A 15,688-nucleotide genomic window follows, 5' to 3' on the forward strand; every position below is an offset into this window, starting at 1 on the left:
ACCACTTGTTGAGTGTGTTCGCGGTCAACGGCGCGACCAGGAGGGCATCGGGAGCGGGCGTCCTGCCGGACTGGGAGGGCAGGCCGTACTGGTGGCGAACGGGGTGGCCGGTGAGCGTGCGGAGCTCGTCGATCAGGCCCGGGAAGTCCTGGTCCGCCCAGCGGTGTGCGGCGGGGGTGAGGATGGCGCAGACGTCCCAGTCGGCCGCTTGGGCAGCCCGGATGCCGATGCCGATGTCGCGCACGGGCGGGGCGGCGCAGCCGATCAGGTACAGGGTGCGGGCGGTCATGCGTGCAGTCCATGCCTGCGTCGTGCGGGCTGCAACCCCGGCGGTGCCGGACGAGTCCTCGCCGGCCCGGGGCAGTTGGCGACGGGTCTCGCGCGGTGGGACGGCTCGTGCGGCCGGCGCGGGGGCGGAACCGTCCGATCGGCCGGTGTGCGGAGGACACCCGGAGCGGGCCCCCATAGCGTGGGCGGCGCATGCGCTGCTGCTGACGACGGGAGAGTCTCATGGAGCCCGCAGGAACCGCTGACGACCCTGATGACTACACGTTCGATCTGCCGGACGATCTGGTGGCCCAGGAGCCGCCCGAGGCGCGCGGCGGCGAGCGGTGCGATGCCCGGCTGGCCGTGCTGAGACGTGGCACGGCCCAGGTGGAGCACCGCAGTTTCCGCGACATCGACGCGTACTTCGGGCCCGAGGACGTGCTCGTGCTGAACAACGCGCGCGTGGTGCCGACGCTGTTGTACGGGGAGGACGGCGAGGGCAGGGTCGTCGCGGTGAGCATCCACTCGCCGCGGCCGGACGGCGGGTGGTACTGCCTGGTGGCGCCGGCCGCGGTCTGCCGGCCGGGCGCCGAGTTCCGGCTGGGGCCCGAACGCCAGGTCGCGGGACGGCTGGTGGCCGAGGTCGAGCCCGGTGTCTGGGAGATCCGGCTCACCCCCGGTGACGGCGAGACGCTGTACCGGCTGGCCGAGCCGATCTATCCCGGGTACCTCAAACAGGTGCCCGCCGACCCGGAGTACTACCAGAACGTGTACGGCACCCGCCCCGGGGCGGTCCTCTTCCCCTCGGCGGGGCGCCACTTCACGCCGGCGGTCCTGGATCGGCTGCAGGACATGGGAGTTGCGGTGGCCGAGGTGACGTTGCTGATCGCCGCCCGCTCGCACCACTTCGTCCGCGAGCTGTTCCGCAAGCGGGTCGCCGAGGGCGGCGCCGGTGACGTCGCCGCGGAGGACCGGGTGGACCGTGCGGCCCGGACCGAGGGCTTCGACTTCCCGCGGGCGGAACGCTACGAGGTCGCCGCGCCCGTCGCGGAGGCGATCAACGAGCGCCGGGCGAGGGGCGGCCGGGTGGTGGTGTGCGGCACCTCGGCGTTGCGCACCCTGGAGACGGTGACCGGCCCGGACGGCGTGGTGTCGGAGGGGAGCGGTTCCACGCAGCTGCGGATCACCCCGGGGCACCGGTTCCGGGCCTGCGACGCGTTCATCACGAACCTGCACCGGCCCAGGAGTTCGGAGCTGCTGCTCACGTCCGCGTTCACCGGCCGTGAGCCCTTGCTCGACGTCTACCGGCGGGAGCTGGTGCCCGGCGCGTACCGGTTCCACGAGTTCGGCGACTCGATGCTGATCGTCTGACGGGTCTTCGGCTCCTGCTGTCCGGCGCGGTCCCCGAAGGCCCCGGAGGTCGGGGCCGGGCCCTCGGTGAACGGATGTGATTCCAGTGCTCGTTGACAACGTCGTTCGCACTCCGGTGGCGGACGGCTGGCGGCTGTCCGCCACCGTCCGGACCGCGTCGTGGCCCGAGGGGCGGCAGCTGTCCTTCACCGTGCGCGGCGGCGATCGCGACTGGCTGCCGGTGCGCGGCGACGCCTTCTTCGCCGCACTGGTGATGCCGGCCATGGCACTGGGCGAGGACCTGACCGTCGCCGCCCCGGTCTCGCCGCGCCTGCTCAGGTCCGCACAGACCGCGATGGAGATCTACCACGCGTGGTGGGGAGCACGGCTGCGGCCGGTGCGGTTCGCCGTGGCGGAGGAGGCTCCGGCGGAGGCGTCCGCGGACGGCGTCGGGCTGTTCTTCAGCACGGGGGTGGACTGTTTCTACAGCCTGCTCAAGGACCGCGACCGGCACGGCCGGCCCGGGCACCGGCCGGTCGACGCGCTGGTGCACGCCAACTTCGACCGGCACCGGGGCGCGGACTACGACCGACTGCTCTCCCGGGTCCGCCGGGTGGCTGCCGAATCCGGTTGCGCGGCGGTGGTGGTGGAGACCGACGTCCGTGCCGCGACAGCCGAGTTGGTGCACTGGGAGGAGTTCCACGGGGCCGCGCTGGCCGCCGTCGCGCTGGCCCTGCAGGGGCTGCTCGGCCGGTGCCTGATCGCCGCCAGCGACCAGTACAGCCGGCTGCCGCCGCTCGGCTCCCACCCGCTGCTGGACCACCTGTGGTCCACCGAGGGCCTGGAGATCGTGCACGACGGCGCCGAGGCCACCCGCACCGACAAGGTCGAACGGCACCTCGCCGCCTCGCCCCTGGTGTGGGAGAACCTCGGAGTGTGCTGGCTGAGCCGGCCCGCCCACAACTGCGGGATCTGCGAGAAGTGCCTGCGGACCATGGCCGCCTTCGACATGGCGGGTTCGCTCCGGCACTGCCGCACCCTGCCGACGGTGCTCGACCTCGACCGGCTCCGTACGGCCCCGCTGCGTTCGGAGGGTGCGATGGAGTCGATGCGCTCGCTCGCCGAGGACGCCACCGCCCGTGGACGGCGCGACATCGCCGAAGCCGCGGACCACGCCCACCGCAGCGCCGCGCAGCGGTTGTACCGGGGCGCCGTCCGGTGACCGGTCGGCGGGACGTCGATCCGGCGGCCGCGATCCGGGCGAAGGCCGGGGCCGAGTCGACCGCGGTGCTCCGCGGACTCCTCCCGCCGGGCACCCGGTGCGCGCTGGTGGACTTCCCCCACCACGCCAACGTCGGCGACTCCGCGATCTGGCTGGGCGAGCGGGCCCTGCTGCGGGAACTGGACGTCGACCTCGCCTACGTCTGCGACCGGCACACCTTCGCGGAGGCCGACCTCGCCCGGCGCCTGCCGACCGGCGCCATCCTGCTGCACGGCGGCGGCAACCTCGGCGATCTGTGGCCCCACCACCAGCAGTTGCGGGAACGGGTCGTCCGCGCGTTTCCACGGCACCGGATCGTCCAACTCCCGCAATCCGTGCACTTCGACGACCCGCGGAACCTCGCCCGCGCCCGGGCGGTCTTCGACGCGCACCCCGATCTGACGCTGCTGCTGCGCGACGCCCACAGCCTGCGGCGGGCCCGCGACGCGTTCGCGGCCCGCAGCGTCCTCGTCCCCGACTCCGTCTTCGCACTCCAGGACCTGCCGGCCGCCGGAACGCCCCACCGCCGCCTGTTGTGGCTCGCGCGGACCGACCACGAGGCCGCCCCGCACGCCGAGCCGGCTCCGGACCGCACGGTGCACCGCACCGACTGGAACGCCGGTGAAGGCGGCGGTCCCGACTGGGCGGAGCAGCTGCGAAGCGTCCGCACGGCGATCCGGGCGGCGGCCGACGCCCTCCGCCGGAGCACCTCCGACCGGTCGGCCGAGGCCCTGGCCGACGCCTTCGACGCCCATGCCCGGCTGCAGCTGCGCCGCGGCTGCCGGCTGCTCGGCAGCGCCGGGGCGGTCGTGACCGACCGGCTCCACGCGCACCTGCTCTGTCTGCTCCTGGGCATCCCCCACACCGTGCTCGACGACCGGAACGGGAAGATCAGCAGCTACCGGAACACCTGGCGCCACCGGCACGGATGGCCGCGGACCCACCTGGCCCCGACACCGCACCGGGCGCTGCGGCACGCCGCGGCCCAGGCGGACCGGCTGCGGCAGGAGACGTGACCATGGGCCGAGAGCCGCTCCCGTCCGCCCTCCCCGCACCCGAACTGCTCAGCGTGATCATCCCGGCCCGCGACGCCGCCGCCCTCCTTCCCGGGCAACTGGCCGCACTCAGCCGGCAGGACCACACCGGTTCGTGGGAGGTCATCGTCGCCGACAACGGATCCACCGACGACACGGCGGCCACCGCCCTGCGATGGGCCGACCGGCTGCCGGGCCTGCGGGTCGTCGCGGCCTCGGCGCGCCCCGGCATCAACCACGCCAGGAACATCGGCGCCGTCACCGCCCGCGGCGACGTGCTGGTCTTCTGCGACGCCGACGACACCGCGACACCGGGCTGGCTCCGTGCCATGGCCCGGGCGGCCGGCACCGCGCACCTGGTCGGCGGCTACCCGGCCCCGTACACCACGGCCAACCACCACGCCCGCTCCTGGCGGACGCCGCAGCCCCGCGACCGGCTCCCCGTCGCCCTGGACTACCTGCCCTTCGCGATGGGCTGCAGCCTCGGCGTCCGTGCGGACGTCTACCACGCCCTGGGCGGGTTCGACGAGGGCTACGCGGGTGGCGGCGACGAGGTCGAATTCTGCTGGCGCGCCCTCCTCGCCGACTACACCCTCGCCTACGCGCCCGACGCGGTGATGCGGTACCGGCTGCGCGAACGCCTCGGACCGCTGGTCAGACAGGCCTACGGCTACGGCGTCGGCGACGCCCGGCTGATGCGTGACTTCCGCGTCCACGGCCTTCCGGCCGTCACTCCCGCGGAAGCCGCGCGCACCTGGCTGCGGCTGCTGCGCCGGCTGCCCGAACTCGCCGACAGCGAACAGGCCGGCCGGTGGTGCTTCGACACCGCGTTCCGCGTCGGACGGCTCAACGGCAGCGTCCGCTACCGGGTGCCCTGCCTGTGACACCGGCCGCCGGATGCCGCCTCGCCCGCTCCCGGGGCGAGGCGGCCGACGCCGGCGGGGGTCCTGCGGCGGGTCGGACGCCGACCCGGCTCGGGGCGGGGCCGGCGTCCTGGACGGGCGGGGGTCAGCCGGCGACGGCCAGGCCGTACAGCCAGAGGCTGTTGACCCGGCTCCGCTCGGTGGTGTTCGGGTTCGGGTTGGTGCAGGAGGTGCCGGGGCCGCCGCCGGACATCAGCTCGCTGCACGGGCCGGAGTAGTGGTCGGGCAGGCCGAGCACGTGGCCGGTCTCGTGGGCGACGACGCGCAGCGAGCTGTACTGCCGGTTCTGCGCGTAGTCGAGGAAGATGTAGCCGCCGCCGTGGCCGTCGGTGGAGGCGTAGGAGCCGCGGGAGTCGTTGCCCTCGTAGTAGCGGAAGTCGGCGTTGGTGCCGGAGCGGAGCTGGACGTTGGCGACCGAGGAGTTCCAGATCTGCGCGCTCTGGGATATGACGGTGCGGAAGGTCGGGGCCTGGCTGGCGTCGTAGGTGACGGTGACGGCCAGCAGGTAGGGGTTGGCCGCCTGCTTGGCACGGGCCGACTTCATCACGGCCTCGTAGAACGCCTTGTTGTTGGCGTCCTCGGAGGACTTGGCGGCGATGCCCGCGGCCGGGGTGTAGCCCTGGGCTGTGGTGGCTGCGGCGGCGGGCACGGCGGCGGTGCCGGCCGCGAGGACCAGCCCGAGGGCGGCGGCGAGCACGGTCATGGAGCGGTTCATGTGGGGACTCCATTTCGCGGGTCCCGGGGGCATGGGGAGGCCGTCCGGGACGCGGTGGCAAGGTGTTGCACCGAGCTTGGGGCAGGGCGGGCGGGGCGCGGAGATGGCAACCGGCGATAGCTCGGGGCAATACCCGTGCAGAACCCTTGATTTGACGGATCGCCGATCTACTCTTGACATGCTCTTGGCAAGCAATGGACGCCTGGCTATGCTCCCGTGATGGAGCTCGACGTCCGACACCTGCGGGTGCTGTGCGCGATCGCGGACACCGGCAGCGTCCGGAAGGCCGCCCGACGGCTCGGCATGGCCCAGCCGTCGCTCACCACCCAGCTGCACCGCATCGAACGGGCCCTCGGCGGACGGCTGTTCACCCGCGAACAGACCGGCAGCCGCCCCACCGCCCTCGGCCACTCGGTGCTCTCCCGGGCCCGACCGCTGATCACCGAGATGGACGCCCTCGTCGCCGCCGCCCGCGCCGAGGCCGCCGGACCCGGCCGCCGCCGACTGCGGATCGGCAGCGTCGGCAGCCGCGCCGTCCCCGCCTGGCTGCGCCGCATCCACGACCGGCTCCCGGAGACCGACACCACCATCCACATCGACATCTCGGCGATCGCCCTGATCCACCTGGTCGCCGCCGAACAGCTCGACATCGCTTTCGTCCACGAGAGCGAGGGCTTTCCGCTGCACGTGCCGGCCGGCACCGAGCAGCGGGTGCTGGTCGCCCGCGAACCCCAGTTCGTCGCCCTCGCCGAGACCCACCCCGCCGCCGGCCGACCGGTCGTCGACCTCGCCGACCTCGCCGACGACACCTGGATGGTCGACCCGACCGCCGACCACGAGTACGCCGCACTGCGCCGGATCTTCGCCGACGCCGGACTCGACCCGCGGGTCGTCCAGGTCCGCGACAACGCCACCGCCGCCGAACTCGTCGCCTCCGGCGAAGCCGTCCGCCCCTGCCAGCCCACCTCACCACCCGGCCCCGGCACCGTCCTGCGCCCCGTCCACGGCGACCCGCTGGCCGTCCGGCTGCTCCTCACCTGGCGCCCCGACACCGTCGGCGGCCCGGCACTCGACGGACTCTGGGTCGACCTCTGCCACGCCTACCTCGACCTCGCCAGCGTCAACCCCGCCTACCGGGCCTGGCTGCGCCACCACAACCGCTCCCTCCACACCCTCCTCGCCCCGACGGGGTCACCGGGCTGATCGCCGGCAGGGCGCCGGGGGTTCCGCCCGCCCCGCGCCGCCGGTGTTCGGGGAGTTCGAAGTCGAACCGGCGGCCCCGAGCAACAGCGCCTGCAGTGCGCCCTGTTGGGCGCGCTCGCCGCCCTGCACCACCCGGCCGGTAGTCATGAGCACGGTGAAGTCACCGGTCTGCAAAGGCTTTTGGGTTTTGCCGACACGTCGGTCCGGCCGCCGCCATACTCGTCCGCGTGACGGAGTACATCGAGCTCGGCCTCTCTGACGACACGTCGATCATGCTGCGGGTCTTCCCGATCGGCCGGGTCGCGGCCCGGCCGGCCGACGGCGCGCAGGGGGCGGCGGAAGCGGACTGGGGCAGGCCGCCGGACCTGGTCGGGGCCGTGCCGGTCTCCAGCGGGGCGGGGGCCCGGACGGCGGAACTCGCGCGGGACGCGCTGCGCCTGGCCCTTCGGCCGCTGGTGCCGCTGCTGCAGGAGGTCCACGACACCGTGGCGGCCGTCCCGGCGCGCCCGGACGAGGTGTCCGTCGAGTTCGGGGTGCAGTTCGGCGCCGACCTCAAGCTCGGCATCGTCGGCGGCAAGGCCGAGTCGACCCTGACCGTCTCGGCGACCTGGAAGCTGCCCCCCGCGCTGCCCGCGCAGCCGGACGGCGACTGAGCGTCATGGGCTGGTTCGGGACCGGCGGGGACACCGCGGAACGGGAGCTGCTCTCCTCGCTGGCCACCGTCCTCACCGGAACCGGTCAGGCCTCCGGCTGCGGGGTGTACCTGACCGGGCGACACGTCCTGACCTGCGCCCACGTGGTCAACGACGCGCTCGGCCGGAGCCAGCTCGACCCGTCCGATCCCGGCCCGGCCCCGCTGCGGCTCGGGTTCCGCAGCGGCACCGCCACCGCCCGCTGCACCGTGTGGGTCGCACCGCGCGCCCCGGGCGGCGGCCCCGTCACGGCGGGCACGCCGGAGTGGCACGGCGACCTGGCACTGCTCGAACTCGACGGAGACCCGCCGCCCAGCGTCGTCGAACAGCGCTGGCTCAGCCTGCGCCGCGGCCAGAACGTCCGCGCCTGGTACAGCGGCCGGGCCCCCGAGAGCTACGTGGACACCAGCGTCACCGCCTGCGGTCCGGCGCTGTTCTACCTCGACCGGGCCCTCGCCACCGGGCCGGGCATCGTCCCCGGCTACAGCGGCGGCCCGCTCTGGTCGCCCGCGGACGAGGCCGTCGTCGGCCTGGTCGTCGGCAAGCTGACCGGCGCCGGCTACGACGACCGGGGGCTGGCCATCCCCTGGCAGGTCGCCCGCGAGCAACTCGCCGAGCAACTCGCCGAGCGGCTCGGGGAGTCGGCCGCCCACCTGCTGCTCCCGCCCGCACCCGCGGCGACCGCGGACGGCCCGGCCACGCCGGCCGGCCAGGAGAGCCACCGCCGGCTCGCCGCGATCATCCGGGCCGAACTGTCGACCGCCGCGCTCCGCGGCCGGCACGCCCGCGCGATGGCCGACGCCTGCGGACTCACCGTGCTCGGCGCCGAGGACAGCGGACCCGCCCCGGACGAACTCGCGACGGTGCTCGCCGACACGCCGCGCGCGCTGGCCGCCCTCTGCGAGTCCCTGCGCCCCGCGCACCCCGGGGCCGCCGACCGCCTCGCCGCGCACGGCCGGATGCTGGGCATCCCCACGCTGCTGTCGCCGGAGGAGCACGGCTGGCTGGTCCGGCTGCTCGGCGAGCCCGTCCCCGACCTGCCGCTCGGCACCGCGTTCCGGGCCGCGCTGCCGGACGTCCCGCTGCCCGCCGGCGTCCGGTTGCCCGCCGCGGGCGAACACGCGGCCACCCTCGAACAGGACGCGGTGCCCGGCCTGATCGCCCATCTGGAGACCCTGCACGGCGGGCCGTCCGCCGCCCCGGGCATCCCCCGGGTGCCACCGCTGCTGCGGCTGGTGGAGTACCGCGCGGCCCAACTGCGCGGCGCCCGGCCGGCCGCGGCCGACGAACACCACGACTGGGCCGGCCGGGTCGCCCGTCGGCTCGGCATCCCCGACCCGGCGCTGCTCGAACACCGGGCGGACGCCGCCGACTGGGCCGCCCGCGCCACCCGCACCCCCACCCGACCGCGCGTCGCCGTCGGCCTCAGCCGCTACCAGCACGCGGGCGGCAGCGGACCGGGACGCTACCTGTGCCAGGTGTGGATCGACGAGGACGGCGGCCGGCCCAGACCCGCCGCCGAACAGGCCGCGGAGCCGCTGCCGCCGGACGCCGTCGCCCGGCACATCCACGCCATCGTGGCCGCCGGCGGCGGCGAGGCCCTCGTCGAGTTCTTCCTCGACCCCCACGACCTCGGCCTGCCGGTCGAGGACTGGGACGCCGCCGAACCCGACGACCCGTACGGGCTCGGCTTCGGGCCCGAACCGCTCGGCCTCAACCACCAGGTAGTGGTCCGGCTCGGCGGCGAGCTCAGCGGAGTCCGCCAGGCGGAACGCACCGGGTCGCTGCGCCGGCGCTGGGCGCACCGCGACCGCATCCCCGCCCTGCACCTCGACGAGTCGCACCGCGAGCCCCGCCAGGTGGTCGCGGCCGTCAAGCACGACCAGCGCACCGCCCGGGTCGTGGTGCGCAGCCCCGACACCGCCGTCCGGCACCGGTACGCCGCGATCTGCCTGGTCGTCGGCGTCCCCGTGGTGCTGTGGGACCGCGAGACCGCCGGCCCGCTGCCGGTCGACCACTTCGACCCGGTCGGCCCCGACGGAACCCATGGCGGGCTCGCCGAACGCGTCCGCCGCTACCGGGCACTCGTCCACGGCGACGGCGCCAAGCACCCGGTCCGGCCCGCACTCGCCCAGGAGCACCCCGACCGGCCCGCGCCGACGGTCCTGGACCTGTTCGACCCGGAGGAGCGACCGGCCCTGTGATCACCGACCACCCCCCAGCCGACCGTCCACCGACCTCCGGAGCGCCCGAATGAACCCGGCCACCACCCCGGCGACCGCCCCCGACGGCTGGCAGCTCTTCCACGGCGACGGCCTGCGCCGCGCCGTCACGGCGCTGCCCGCCGCCCCGCCCTGGCGGCGGTTCGGCACCCGCCCGGACCACGACCCGGACGCGCCGCAGCCGTTCCCGTACCGGCTCGGCCGGGCCGAGGCCGACATCGTCAACGCCGCCCTGCACCTGCGCCGCCCGCTGCTGGTCACCGGCCGGCCCGGCACCGGCAAGTCCTCGCTCGCCCACGCCGTCGCCCACGAACTCGGCCTCGGCGCCGTCCTCCACTGGCCCGTCAACTCCCGCTCCACGCTGCAGGACGCGCTCTACCGGTACGACGCGATCGGACGGCTGCGGGAGAGCGCGCTGCGCAGCGGGCCGAGCGGCGGGGCGGACGACCCCGGCGGCGACCCGGGCGCGTTCATCCACCTCGGCCCGGTCGGCACCGCGCTGGTGCCCGGCGCACTGCCCCGGGTGCTGCTGGTCGACGAACTGGACAAGGGCGACCTGGACCTGCCCAACGACCTACTGACCGTCTTCGAGGACGGGTTCTTCGACATCCCCGAACTCGCCCGGCTGCGGCGGGACCCCGACGACGACGCGCCGCGCGAGGTCCTGGTGCACCCCGCCGGCCCGGACGGCGCGCCGGTCGCGGTCCGGGACGGCCGGATCACCTGCACGGAGTTCCCGGTCGTCGTCATCACCAGCAACGGCGAACGCGAGTTCCCCCCGGCGTTCCTGCGGCGCTGCCTGCGCCTCGACCTGCCCGACCCCGACCGCGACCGCCTCCTCGACATCGTCACCACCCACCTCGGCAGCGCGGCCCTGCCCGCGGCCGAGGCGCTCCTGGAGGAGTTCCTCGAACGCCGCGCCGAGGGCGAACTCGCCACCGACCAGCTCCTCAACGCGGTCTTCCTGCGCAGCGGCGGCGTCCCCGCCAATCAGGACCACGTGCTGCGGGCCGTGCTCCGCAGCCTCGGCGGGACGAGCTGACCCTTGCATCCGGACACGGCGCCCCGCGTCCTGGCCGCCCTCGCCGAGGCCGGGCTGGACCTCGACCCCCACGCCCTGCTCGACGCGCTCTGGCTCGCCGACCGGCTCCGGGCCGACCGGGCCCGTGCCGCCGGGGCGGCCGGGGCGGACGGGCCGGATGTCCCGGCCGCGCCGGAGGCCGCGCCCGGGCCCGTCATGGGCGGCCGACCCGAACCGCCGGCACCGGCACCGGCACCGGACGACTCCGCCGGCGGCGGCGAGTCGTCGCCCGACGAACCGTCGCCGCCGGCTGCCGAACCGGACGGCCTGCCCCTGCACTCCGCCGCCCGCCCGGCCGCCGACCGGGCCCGCCGCAGCGGCGGCGGCCACAGTCTCCGCGTGCCCGAGCCGAAGGAGCTGCCGCAGGAACGGCTGCTGGCCCGCAGCCTGCGCCCGCTGCGGCAGCACCGGCCCAGCAGCCACCACCGGTTCATCGACGAGCGGGCGTCCGCCGAGGCCATCGCCGAGAGCCGGCAGCCGATCGTCGTCCTGCGGCCCGCCCGGGAACGCTGGCTGCGCTGCCTGCTGGTCGTCGACGACGGCGTCTCGATGCTGCTGTGGCGGCGGCTGGTCGCCGAACTGTCCGACCTCCTCCAGCACACCGGCGCCTTCCGCCAGATCCAGCACCTGGGCCTGCGCTCGCGCGGGCCGGACCCGATCGCCCTGCGCCCCCGGCCGTTCACCGACGCGCCCGCCACCATCCCCACCAGGGCGGTCGTCGACCCGACCGGGCAGACCCTGGTCATCGTCGTCAGCGACGGCGCCGGCCTGGCCTGGCGGGACGGCCGGATGCGCCGGGTTCTCGGCGACTGGGCCCGGATCGGGCCGCTCGCCGTCGTCCACACGCTGCCCCGACGGCTGTGGGCCGGCACCGGCCTGGCGGCCCGCCACCTGAGCGTCCGGGCGGAGCGGCGCGGGGCCGCCAACCACACCTGGACCGTGCGCGACCCGCTGATGCCCTGGTTCTCCGGCCGGCCGGCCGACGGCCCCGTGCCCGTTCTGGAGTTGACCCCGGCCGCGCTCGCGGACTGGGCGCGCCTGCTGTCCGCCGGCGGCGCCGAGGTGGAGCTGCCGCTGTGGCAGCCGTCCGCCCTCGCCCGTCCCGCCGACGCGCCGTCGGCGACCCGCGTCCAGGCCCGCCCCGGCGGCGCACCGGCACCGGCCCGCGCGCTGGAGCGCTTCGTCGCGGGAGTCTCGCCGACGGCGCACCGCCTCGCCGCGCACCTCGCGGCGCTCGCACCCGTCAGCGTGCCGGTGATGCGGCTGGCCCAGTCCGCGCTCGACCCGACGGGCCGGGCCGGATCGGTGCCGCTGGCCGAGGTCTTCCTCGGCGGTCTGCTCCGCCCGGTCCCGCCCCCGCCCGGGCAGGCCGCCGAACTCCCGCCCAACCAGCGGCTGTTCGACTTCCCCGCCGCGGTGAAGGACGAACTCTTCGCCGCCTTCCCCACCGGCAGCCTGGTCGCCGTGACCCGCGCCGTGTCCGCCCGGATCACCTCACTGGCCGGCACCTCGCCGGACTTCCCCGCCTGGCTCGCCGACCCCCGGCTGCGCGGCGGCCCCGTCCCCGAGGGCACCGCGTTCGCCACCATCGGGCCGGCGCTGCTGCGGCACCTCGGAGTGAGCCTGGAGAGCGACGCGGAACCGGCCGCGACGGCTGCCGAGCCCGTCGAGCCTGTGGTCTCCGAGCCCGCCGAGCCCGCCGAGCTTGCGGCTTCCGAGCCCGCCGACCCTCCGGTGACCGAGCCCGAGGCTTCCGCGTCCGCGACGGCCGCGGACGTCCTCCCGGACCTCGGCGTCGCCATGGTGGCGGCCAACGGAATGACCTACAGCGTCGTCCACGACCGACGGGGCGTCAGGCTCTGGCCGCCGGACGCCTACAGTCCGTGGTCCGGCCGGCGGACGGGCTTCCCGCAGGGTGTGAGCCACGTCGAGGCCGCGGTGGTAAAGGGCCACCCCCACGCGCTCGTGTGCACCGATTCGGGCTCCGTGGAGGTCTGGAGCATGGTGCGGTGGCAGCGCGAGTACGCGCTGACCGGCCACGAGGCGCCGGTCACCTTCGTCACCACCGCGGTCCTCGATCGCCGCCAGCACGCGATCACCGCGTCCGCCGACGGCACCGCCCGGATCTGGGACCTCGTCGACAGCTCCTGCCGGAACGTGCTGACCGGCCACCGCGGCCCCGTCACCTTCGCCACCACCACCGTCTTCGAGCGGCGCCCGCACGCGATCACCACCTCGGCGGACGGCACCGCGCGGGTCTGGGACCTCACCGGCGGAACCTGCCGGAACGTGCTGACCGGCCACCGCGGCCCCGTCACCCACGCGGCCGTGACCACCGTGTACGACCGGACCTACGTGTTCACCGCGTCCGCCGACGGCACCTGTCGGGGCTGGGACCTGCTCGACGGGCAGTCCAAGATCGTGATGTCGGGTCACACCAAGCCGGTCAACCGGATCGCCCTGAACATCGTCCAGGGCCAGCCGCAGGCCGTCACCATCAGCGACGACAGCACCGTCCGGGTCTGGAGCGCCAACAACGGCAGGTGCCGCAGGGTCCTGACCGGACACACCGGCCCGGTCACCCAGCTCGTCGTGGGAGCGGGCGGCGCGACCGCGATCACCGTCTCCGACGACCGCACGGTGCGCCGCTGGGAACTGTCCTCCGGGTTCCTGTACGGCAGCACGGCCGTCCCCGACGGGCACATCGCCCGCGCCGTCACCCACAGCGGGGCGCCGCACGTCCTGGTCGCCGATGCGGACCGCCGCCCCCGGCTGTGGAACCCGGACTCGATCCGCACCAGGCCGAACCCCGCCACGACGGCCGCCGCCGCCCCGCCGACACCGGCGCCGTCCGAGGGCGGCGCCCGGCCCCGTCCGCTGACCGCCTTCGCCGTCGGGGGCGTCGACTACCGGATCCTGAACGACCTCGACGGCCTGTGGATCGCGCAGGCGATCGGCAGCGACACGCCCGTCCTGATCAGGACCCGCCCGGCGGCCGACGACCGGAACGCCGTCCTGGCCGAACAGCCCCTGCGGCCCGTCCCGCCCCACCCGCACCTGCTGCCGCTGCTCGCCATGGGCATCGACGCGGACCAGGCCTACACGGTGTCGGCCTGGGGAACCGGCCGGGCGCTGTCCCGGACGATCGCCTCGGGGGCCGTCGCGACCGTGCCGATCGGTCGCCGCCTGCGCTGGCTGGCCCAGATCGCCACCGCGCTGGCCGCCGTGCACCGGGCCGGGGAGGTGCACGGAAGCCTGTCCCCGCAGGAAGTCCTGATCGACGACCGGGGGAACGCCAGGATCACCGCCCCCAGCCCCATGGACCGGACCGGCGAACCCCTGTGGCACGCGGCGCCGTACGCCGCGCCCGAGCGACAGGACGGTCAGGACGGCCGGCCCGCCGGAGACCTCTACTCCCTCGGCCGGGTCGCACTCGCACTGGTCTCCGGCGCACTCCTGACGCCGGCGGCCGCAGCGCCGTCCGACCCGGACCCGCGTGCCGCCGTCCTCGCCGACCTCCGGTCCACAGTCTCCGAACCGGTCCGGGAGCTGATCGCCGACCTCACCGACCCGGACCCGGCCCGCCGGCCGGGCAGCGCGGAGGACGTCGCCGAGAGCTTCCAGCAACTGTCCCGCCTGCCCGTCCTGCCGGTGCGCTCGGCCCTCCCCGGCGTCCACCTCAGCCGCACCCGGGCCGACGCTGCCTGGGCGTCGTGGATCCAGGGCCAACTGTCCGAGCACTACGCGGTGGAGACGGTCCTGCTGGACTCCGAAACCGGCCCGCGACTCCCCGTGGGTCCCGTCCGCAACGCCGAGCGCACCGTCCTGCTGCTCTCCCGCGCGGCCGTCGCCCGGACCGCCGGCCACCCGGGGTGGTGGGAGCAGGTCGCGGCAGCAGCCGCCCGGGGAAACCTCCTGGTGGTCCGCGTCGACGACGTCGGGACACCCGCCGCACTGGACGCCACCCCCGTCCTGGACCTGCTCGGCGCGGCCGAACGGGACACCCGGACGCTCCTCCTCGACGCCGTGGCGACGCTGACCGGCGGGACTTCCCCGCCGTAGCCCAGGCGGCGCCGAGACCGTCTGCGGCCGGGTACCCGGTCCGGCGGCTCCGGGGTGTCAGGTCGGAGCCGCCGGACCGGGGCCGGGCGACGGGTCAGCTGACGGGGGCGGTCCAGGCGGCGTCCCAGGTGCGGGGGCCGACGACGCCGTCCGCGCCGAGGCCCTTCTCCGACTGGAAGGCGCGGGCCACCTCGGCGGAGGCGGGGCCGTACCAGCCGTCGGCGTCGATCCGCCAGCCGCGGTCGCGCATCCGCTGCTGCCACTGCCGCACGTCGTCGCCGTGCAGCATCGGGGTCTGCGCCCGCAGGTACCGGCCGGGCCAGGCCGGGTGTGCGGCCGGCTGCTGCGGGGGCGGCGGTTCCGGGCGATCCCCGGCGTCGTCCAGCAGCTCCCGGGCCCGGGCGATGATCGCACCGCGCTGAGCCCTGCGGAGTTCGCCGGGGCAGCCGGTGTGGCCGCCCCAGGCGGCGCCGCCGGCGCCGTGGTAGGTCAGGCCGTGCTCGGTGGTGGAGTCGACCACCGCGAGCGGCCAGCCGAACACGCGGTGGCCCCAGGCGTAGATCCTGGCCACACCGTCGACCTGTTCACCCGTCAGGGGCTGCCCGGGGTAGCCCTCGGTCTCGACCGAGGCGTAGTACGCGTTTCCCGCGGCCTGCGCCCAGGCCAGGTCGGCGCCGGTCTCCACGTACTGCTCGATCCGGCCGTCCCTGGCGACCCAGAAGTCGGAGGAGGCCTGCGACTCGGGGTTGTCGAACCAGCCGAACGGACTGTTGTCGCCCTCCTGGACGTGCAGCACCAGTCCGCGGTGCTCGCGCGTCCCACCGGGGCGGCGGTTGCGTACCGGGCGCCATCGCGCGCCGGGCATTCTGGACATGGCG

At 75.5% G+C, this 15,688-nt stretch carries 11 protein-coding genes and 1 pseudogene; 9 read left to right on the forward strand and 3 right to left on the reverse strand.

The window, feature by feature from the left end:
- Window positions 1-289, reverse strand: a pseudogene (locus IEZ12_RS38165) (flavoprotein); the annotation flags it as partial.
- A gap of 221 nt (window positions 290-510) precedes the next feature.
- On the opposite strand from IEZ12_RS38165, the gene IEZ12_RS10660 reads away from it, so the two are divergent.
- From IEZ12_RS10660 to IEZ12_RS10675, 4 genes are all read left to right on the forward strand, one after another.
- The gene (locus tag IEZ12_RS10660; RefSeq protein WP_189271779.1) at window positions 511-1,638 is read left to right on the forward strand and encodes an S-adenosylmethionine:tRNA ribosyltransferase-isomerase; all 1,128 of its coding nucleotides are present in this window, start codon (window positions 511-513) and stop codon (window positions 1,636-1,638) included.
- An 85-nt stretch (window positions 1,639-1,723) separates the two neighbouring features.
- The gene (locus tag IEZ12_RS10665; RefSeq protein WP_189271780.1) at window positions 1,724-2,839 is read left to right on the forward strand and encodes a hypothetical protein; all 1,116 of its coding nucleotides are present in this window, start codon (window positions 1,724-1,726) and stop codon (window positions 2,837-2,839) included.
- Complete coding sequence (locus IEZ12_RS10670; RefSeq protein WP_189271781.1) at window positions 2,836-3,894, forward strand: polysaccharide pyruvyl transferase family protein; 1,059 nt, start codon at window positions 2,836-2,838, stop codon at window positions 3,892-3,894. Before IEZ12_RS10665 ends, IEZ12_RS10670 begins: the two co-directional genes overlap by 4 nt.
- Window positions 3,895-3,896: 2 nt before the next feature.
- Window positions 3,897-4,796, forward strand: coding sequence for a glycosyltransferase family 2 protein (locus IEZ12_RS10675; RefSeq protein ID WP_189271782.1), 900 nt, complete (start codon window positions 3,897-3,899; stop codon window positions 4,794-4,796).
- Window positions 4,797-4,920: 124 nt separating this feature from the next.
- Here IEZ12_RS10675 and snpA read toward each other — a convergent pair whose 3' ends face one another.
- A complete protein-coding gene (snpA, locus tag IEZ12_RS10680) occupies window positions 4,921-5,550 on the reverse strand; it encodes a snapalysin (protein WP_189271783.1) in 630 nt (209 codons plus the stop codon).
- A 219-nt stretch (window positions 5,551-5,769) separates the two neighbouring features.
- On the opposite strand from snpA, the gene IEZ12_RS10685 reads away from it, so the two are divergent.
- The 5 genes from IEZ12_RS10685 (at window position 5,770) to IEZ12_RS10705 (ending at window position 14,810) form a co-directional block, all read left to right on the forward strand.
- A complete protein-coding gene (locus IEZ12_RS10685; protein ID WP_189271784.1) occupies window positions 5,770-6,753 on the forward strand; it encodes a LysR family transcriptional regulator in 984 nt (327 codons plus the stop codon).
- Between the two features lie 227 nt (window positions 6,754-6,980).
- Window positions 6,981-7,406, forward strand: a complete 426-nt coding sequence (locus tag IEZ12_RS10690; protein WP_189271785.1) for a CU044_2847 family protein — start codon at window positions 6,981-6,983, stop codon at window positions 7,404-7,406.
- A gap of 5 nt (window positions 7,407-7,411) precedes the next feature.
- The gene (locus tag IEZ12_RS10695; RefSeq protein WP_189271786.1) at window positions 7,412-9,649 is read left to right on the forward strand and encodes a VMAP-C domain-containing protein; all 2,238 of its coding nucleotides are present in this window, start codon (window positions 7,412-7,414) and stop codon (window positions 9,647-9,649) included.
- Between the two features lie 49 nt (window positions 9,650-9,698).
- The gene (locus tag IEZ12_RS10700) at window positions 9,699-10,709 is read left to right on the forward strand and encodes an AAA family ATPase (protein WP_189271787.1); all 1,011 of its coding nucleotides are present in this window, start codon (window positions 9,699-9,701) and stop codon (window positions 10,707-10,709) included.
- A gap of 3 nt (window positions 10,710-10,712) precedes the next feature.
- Window positions 10,713-14,810, forward strand: a complete 4,098-nt coding sequence (locus IEZ12_RS10705; RefSeq protein WP_189271788.1) for an SAV_2336 N-terminal domain-related protein — start codon at window positions 10,713-10,715, stop codon at window positions 14,808-14,810.
- Window positions 14,811-14,904: 94 nt separating this feature from the next.
- Here IEZ12_RS10705 and IEZ12_RS10710 read toward each other — a convergent pair whose 3' ends face one another.
- Window positions 14,905-15,684, reverse strand: a complete 780-nt coding sequence (locus tag IEZ12_RS10710) for a peptidoglycan recognition protein family protein (RefSeq protein ID WP_189271789.1) — start codon at window positions 15,682-15,684, stop codon at window positions 14,905-14,907.
- Window positions 15,685-15,688 lie beyond the last annotated feature (4 nt).

It is taken from the genome of Kitasatospora griseola (assembly GCF_014648555.1).
Classification (GTDB): Bacteria; Actinomycetota; Actinomycetes; order Streptomycetales; family Streptomycetaceae; genus Kitasatospora; species Kitasatospora griseola.

Coding starts and splice junctions, on each gene's coding strand:
- snpA (WP_189271783.1), bottom strand. CDS start 5,550: ATGAACCGCTCCATGACCGTGCTCGCCGCCGCCCTCGGGCTGGTCCTC.
- IEZ12_RS10695 (WP_189271786.1), top strand. CDS start 7,412: ATGGGCTGGTTCGGGACCGGCGGGGACACCGCGGAACGGGAGCTGCTC.
- IEZ12_RS10700 (WP_189271787.1), top strand. CDS start 9,699: ATGAACCCGGCCACCACCCCGGCGACCGCCCCCGACGGCTGGCAGCTC.
- IEZ12_RS10710 (WP_189271789.1), bottom strand. CDS start 15,684: ATGTCCAGAATGCCCGGCGCGCGATGGCGCCCGGTACGCAACCGCCGC.
- IEZ12_RS10660 (WP_189271779.1), top strand. CDS start 511: ATGGAGCCCGCAGGAACCGCTGACGACCCTGATGACTACACGTTCGAT.
- IEZ12_RS10675 (WP_189271782.1), top strand. CDS start 3,897: ATGGGCCGAGAGCCGCTCCCGTCCGCCCTCCCCGCACCCGAACTGCTC.
- IEZ12_RS10685 (WP_189271784.1), top strand. CDS start 5,770: ATGGAGCTCGACGTCCGACACCTGCGGGTGCTGTGCGCGATCGCGGAC.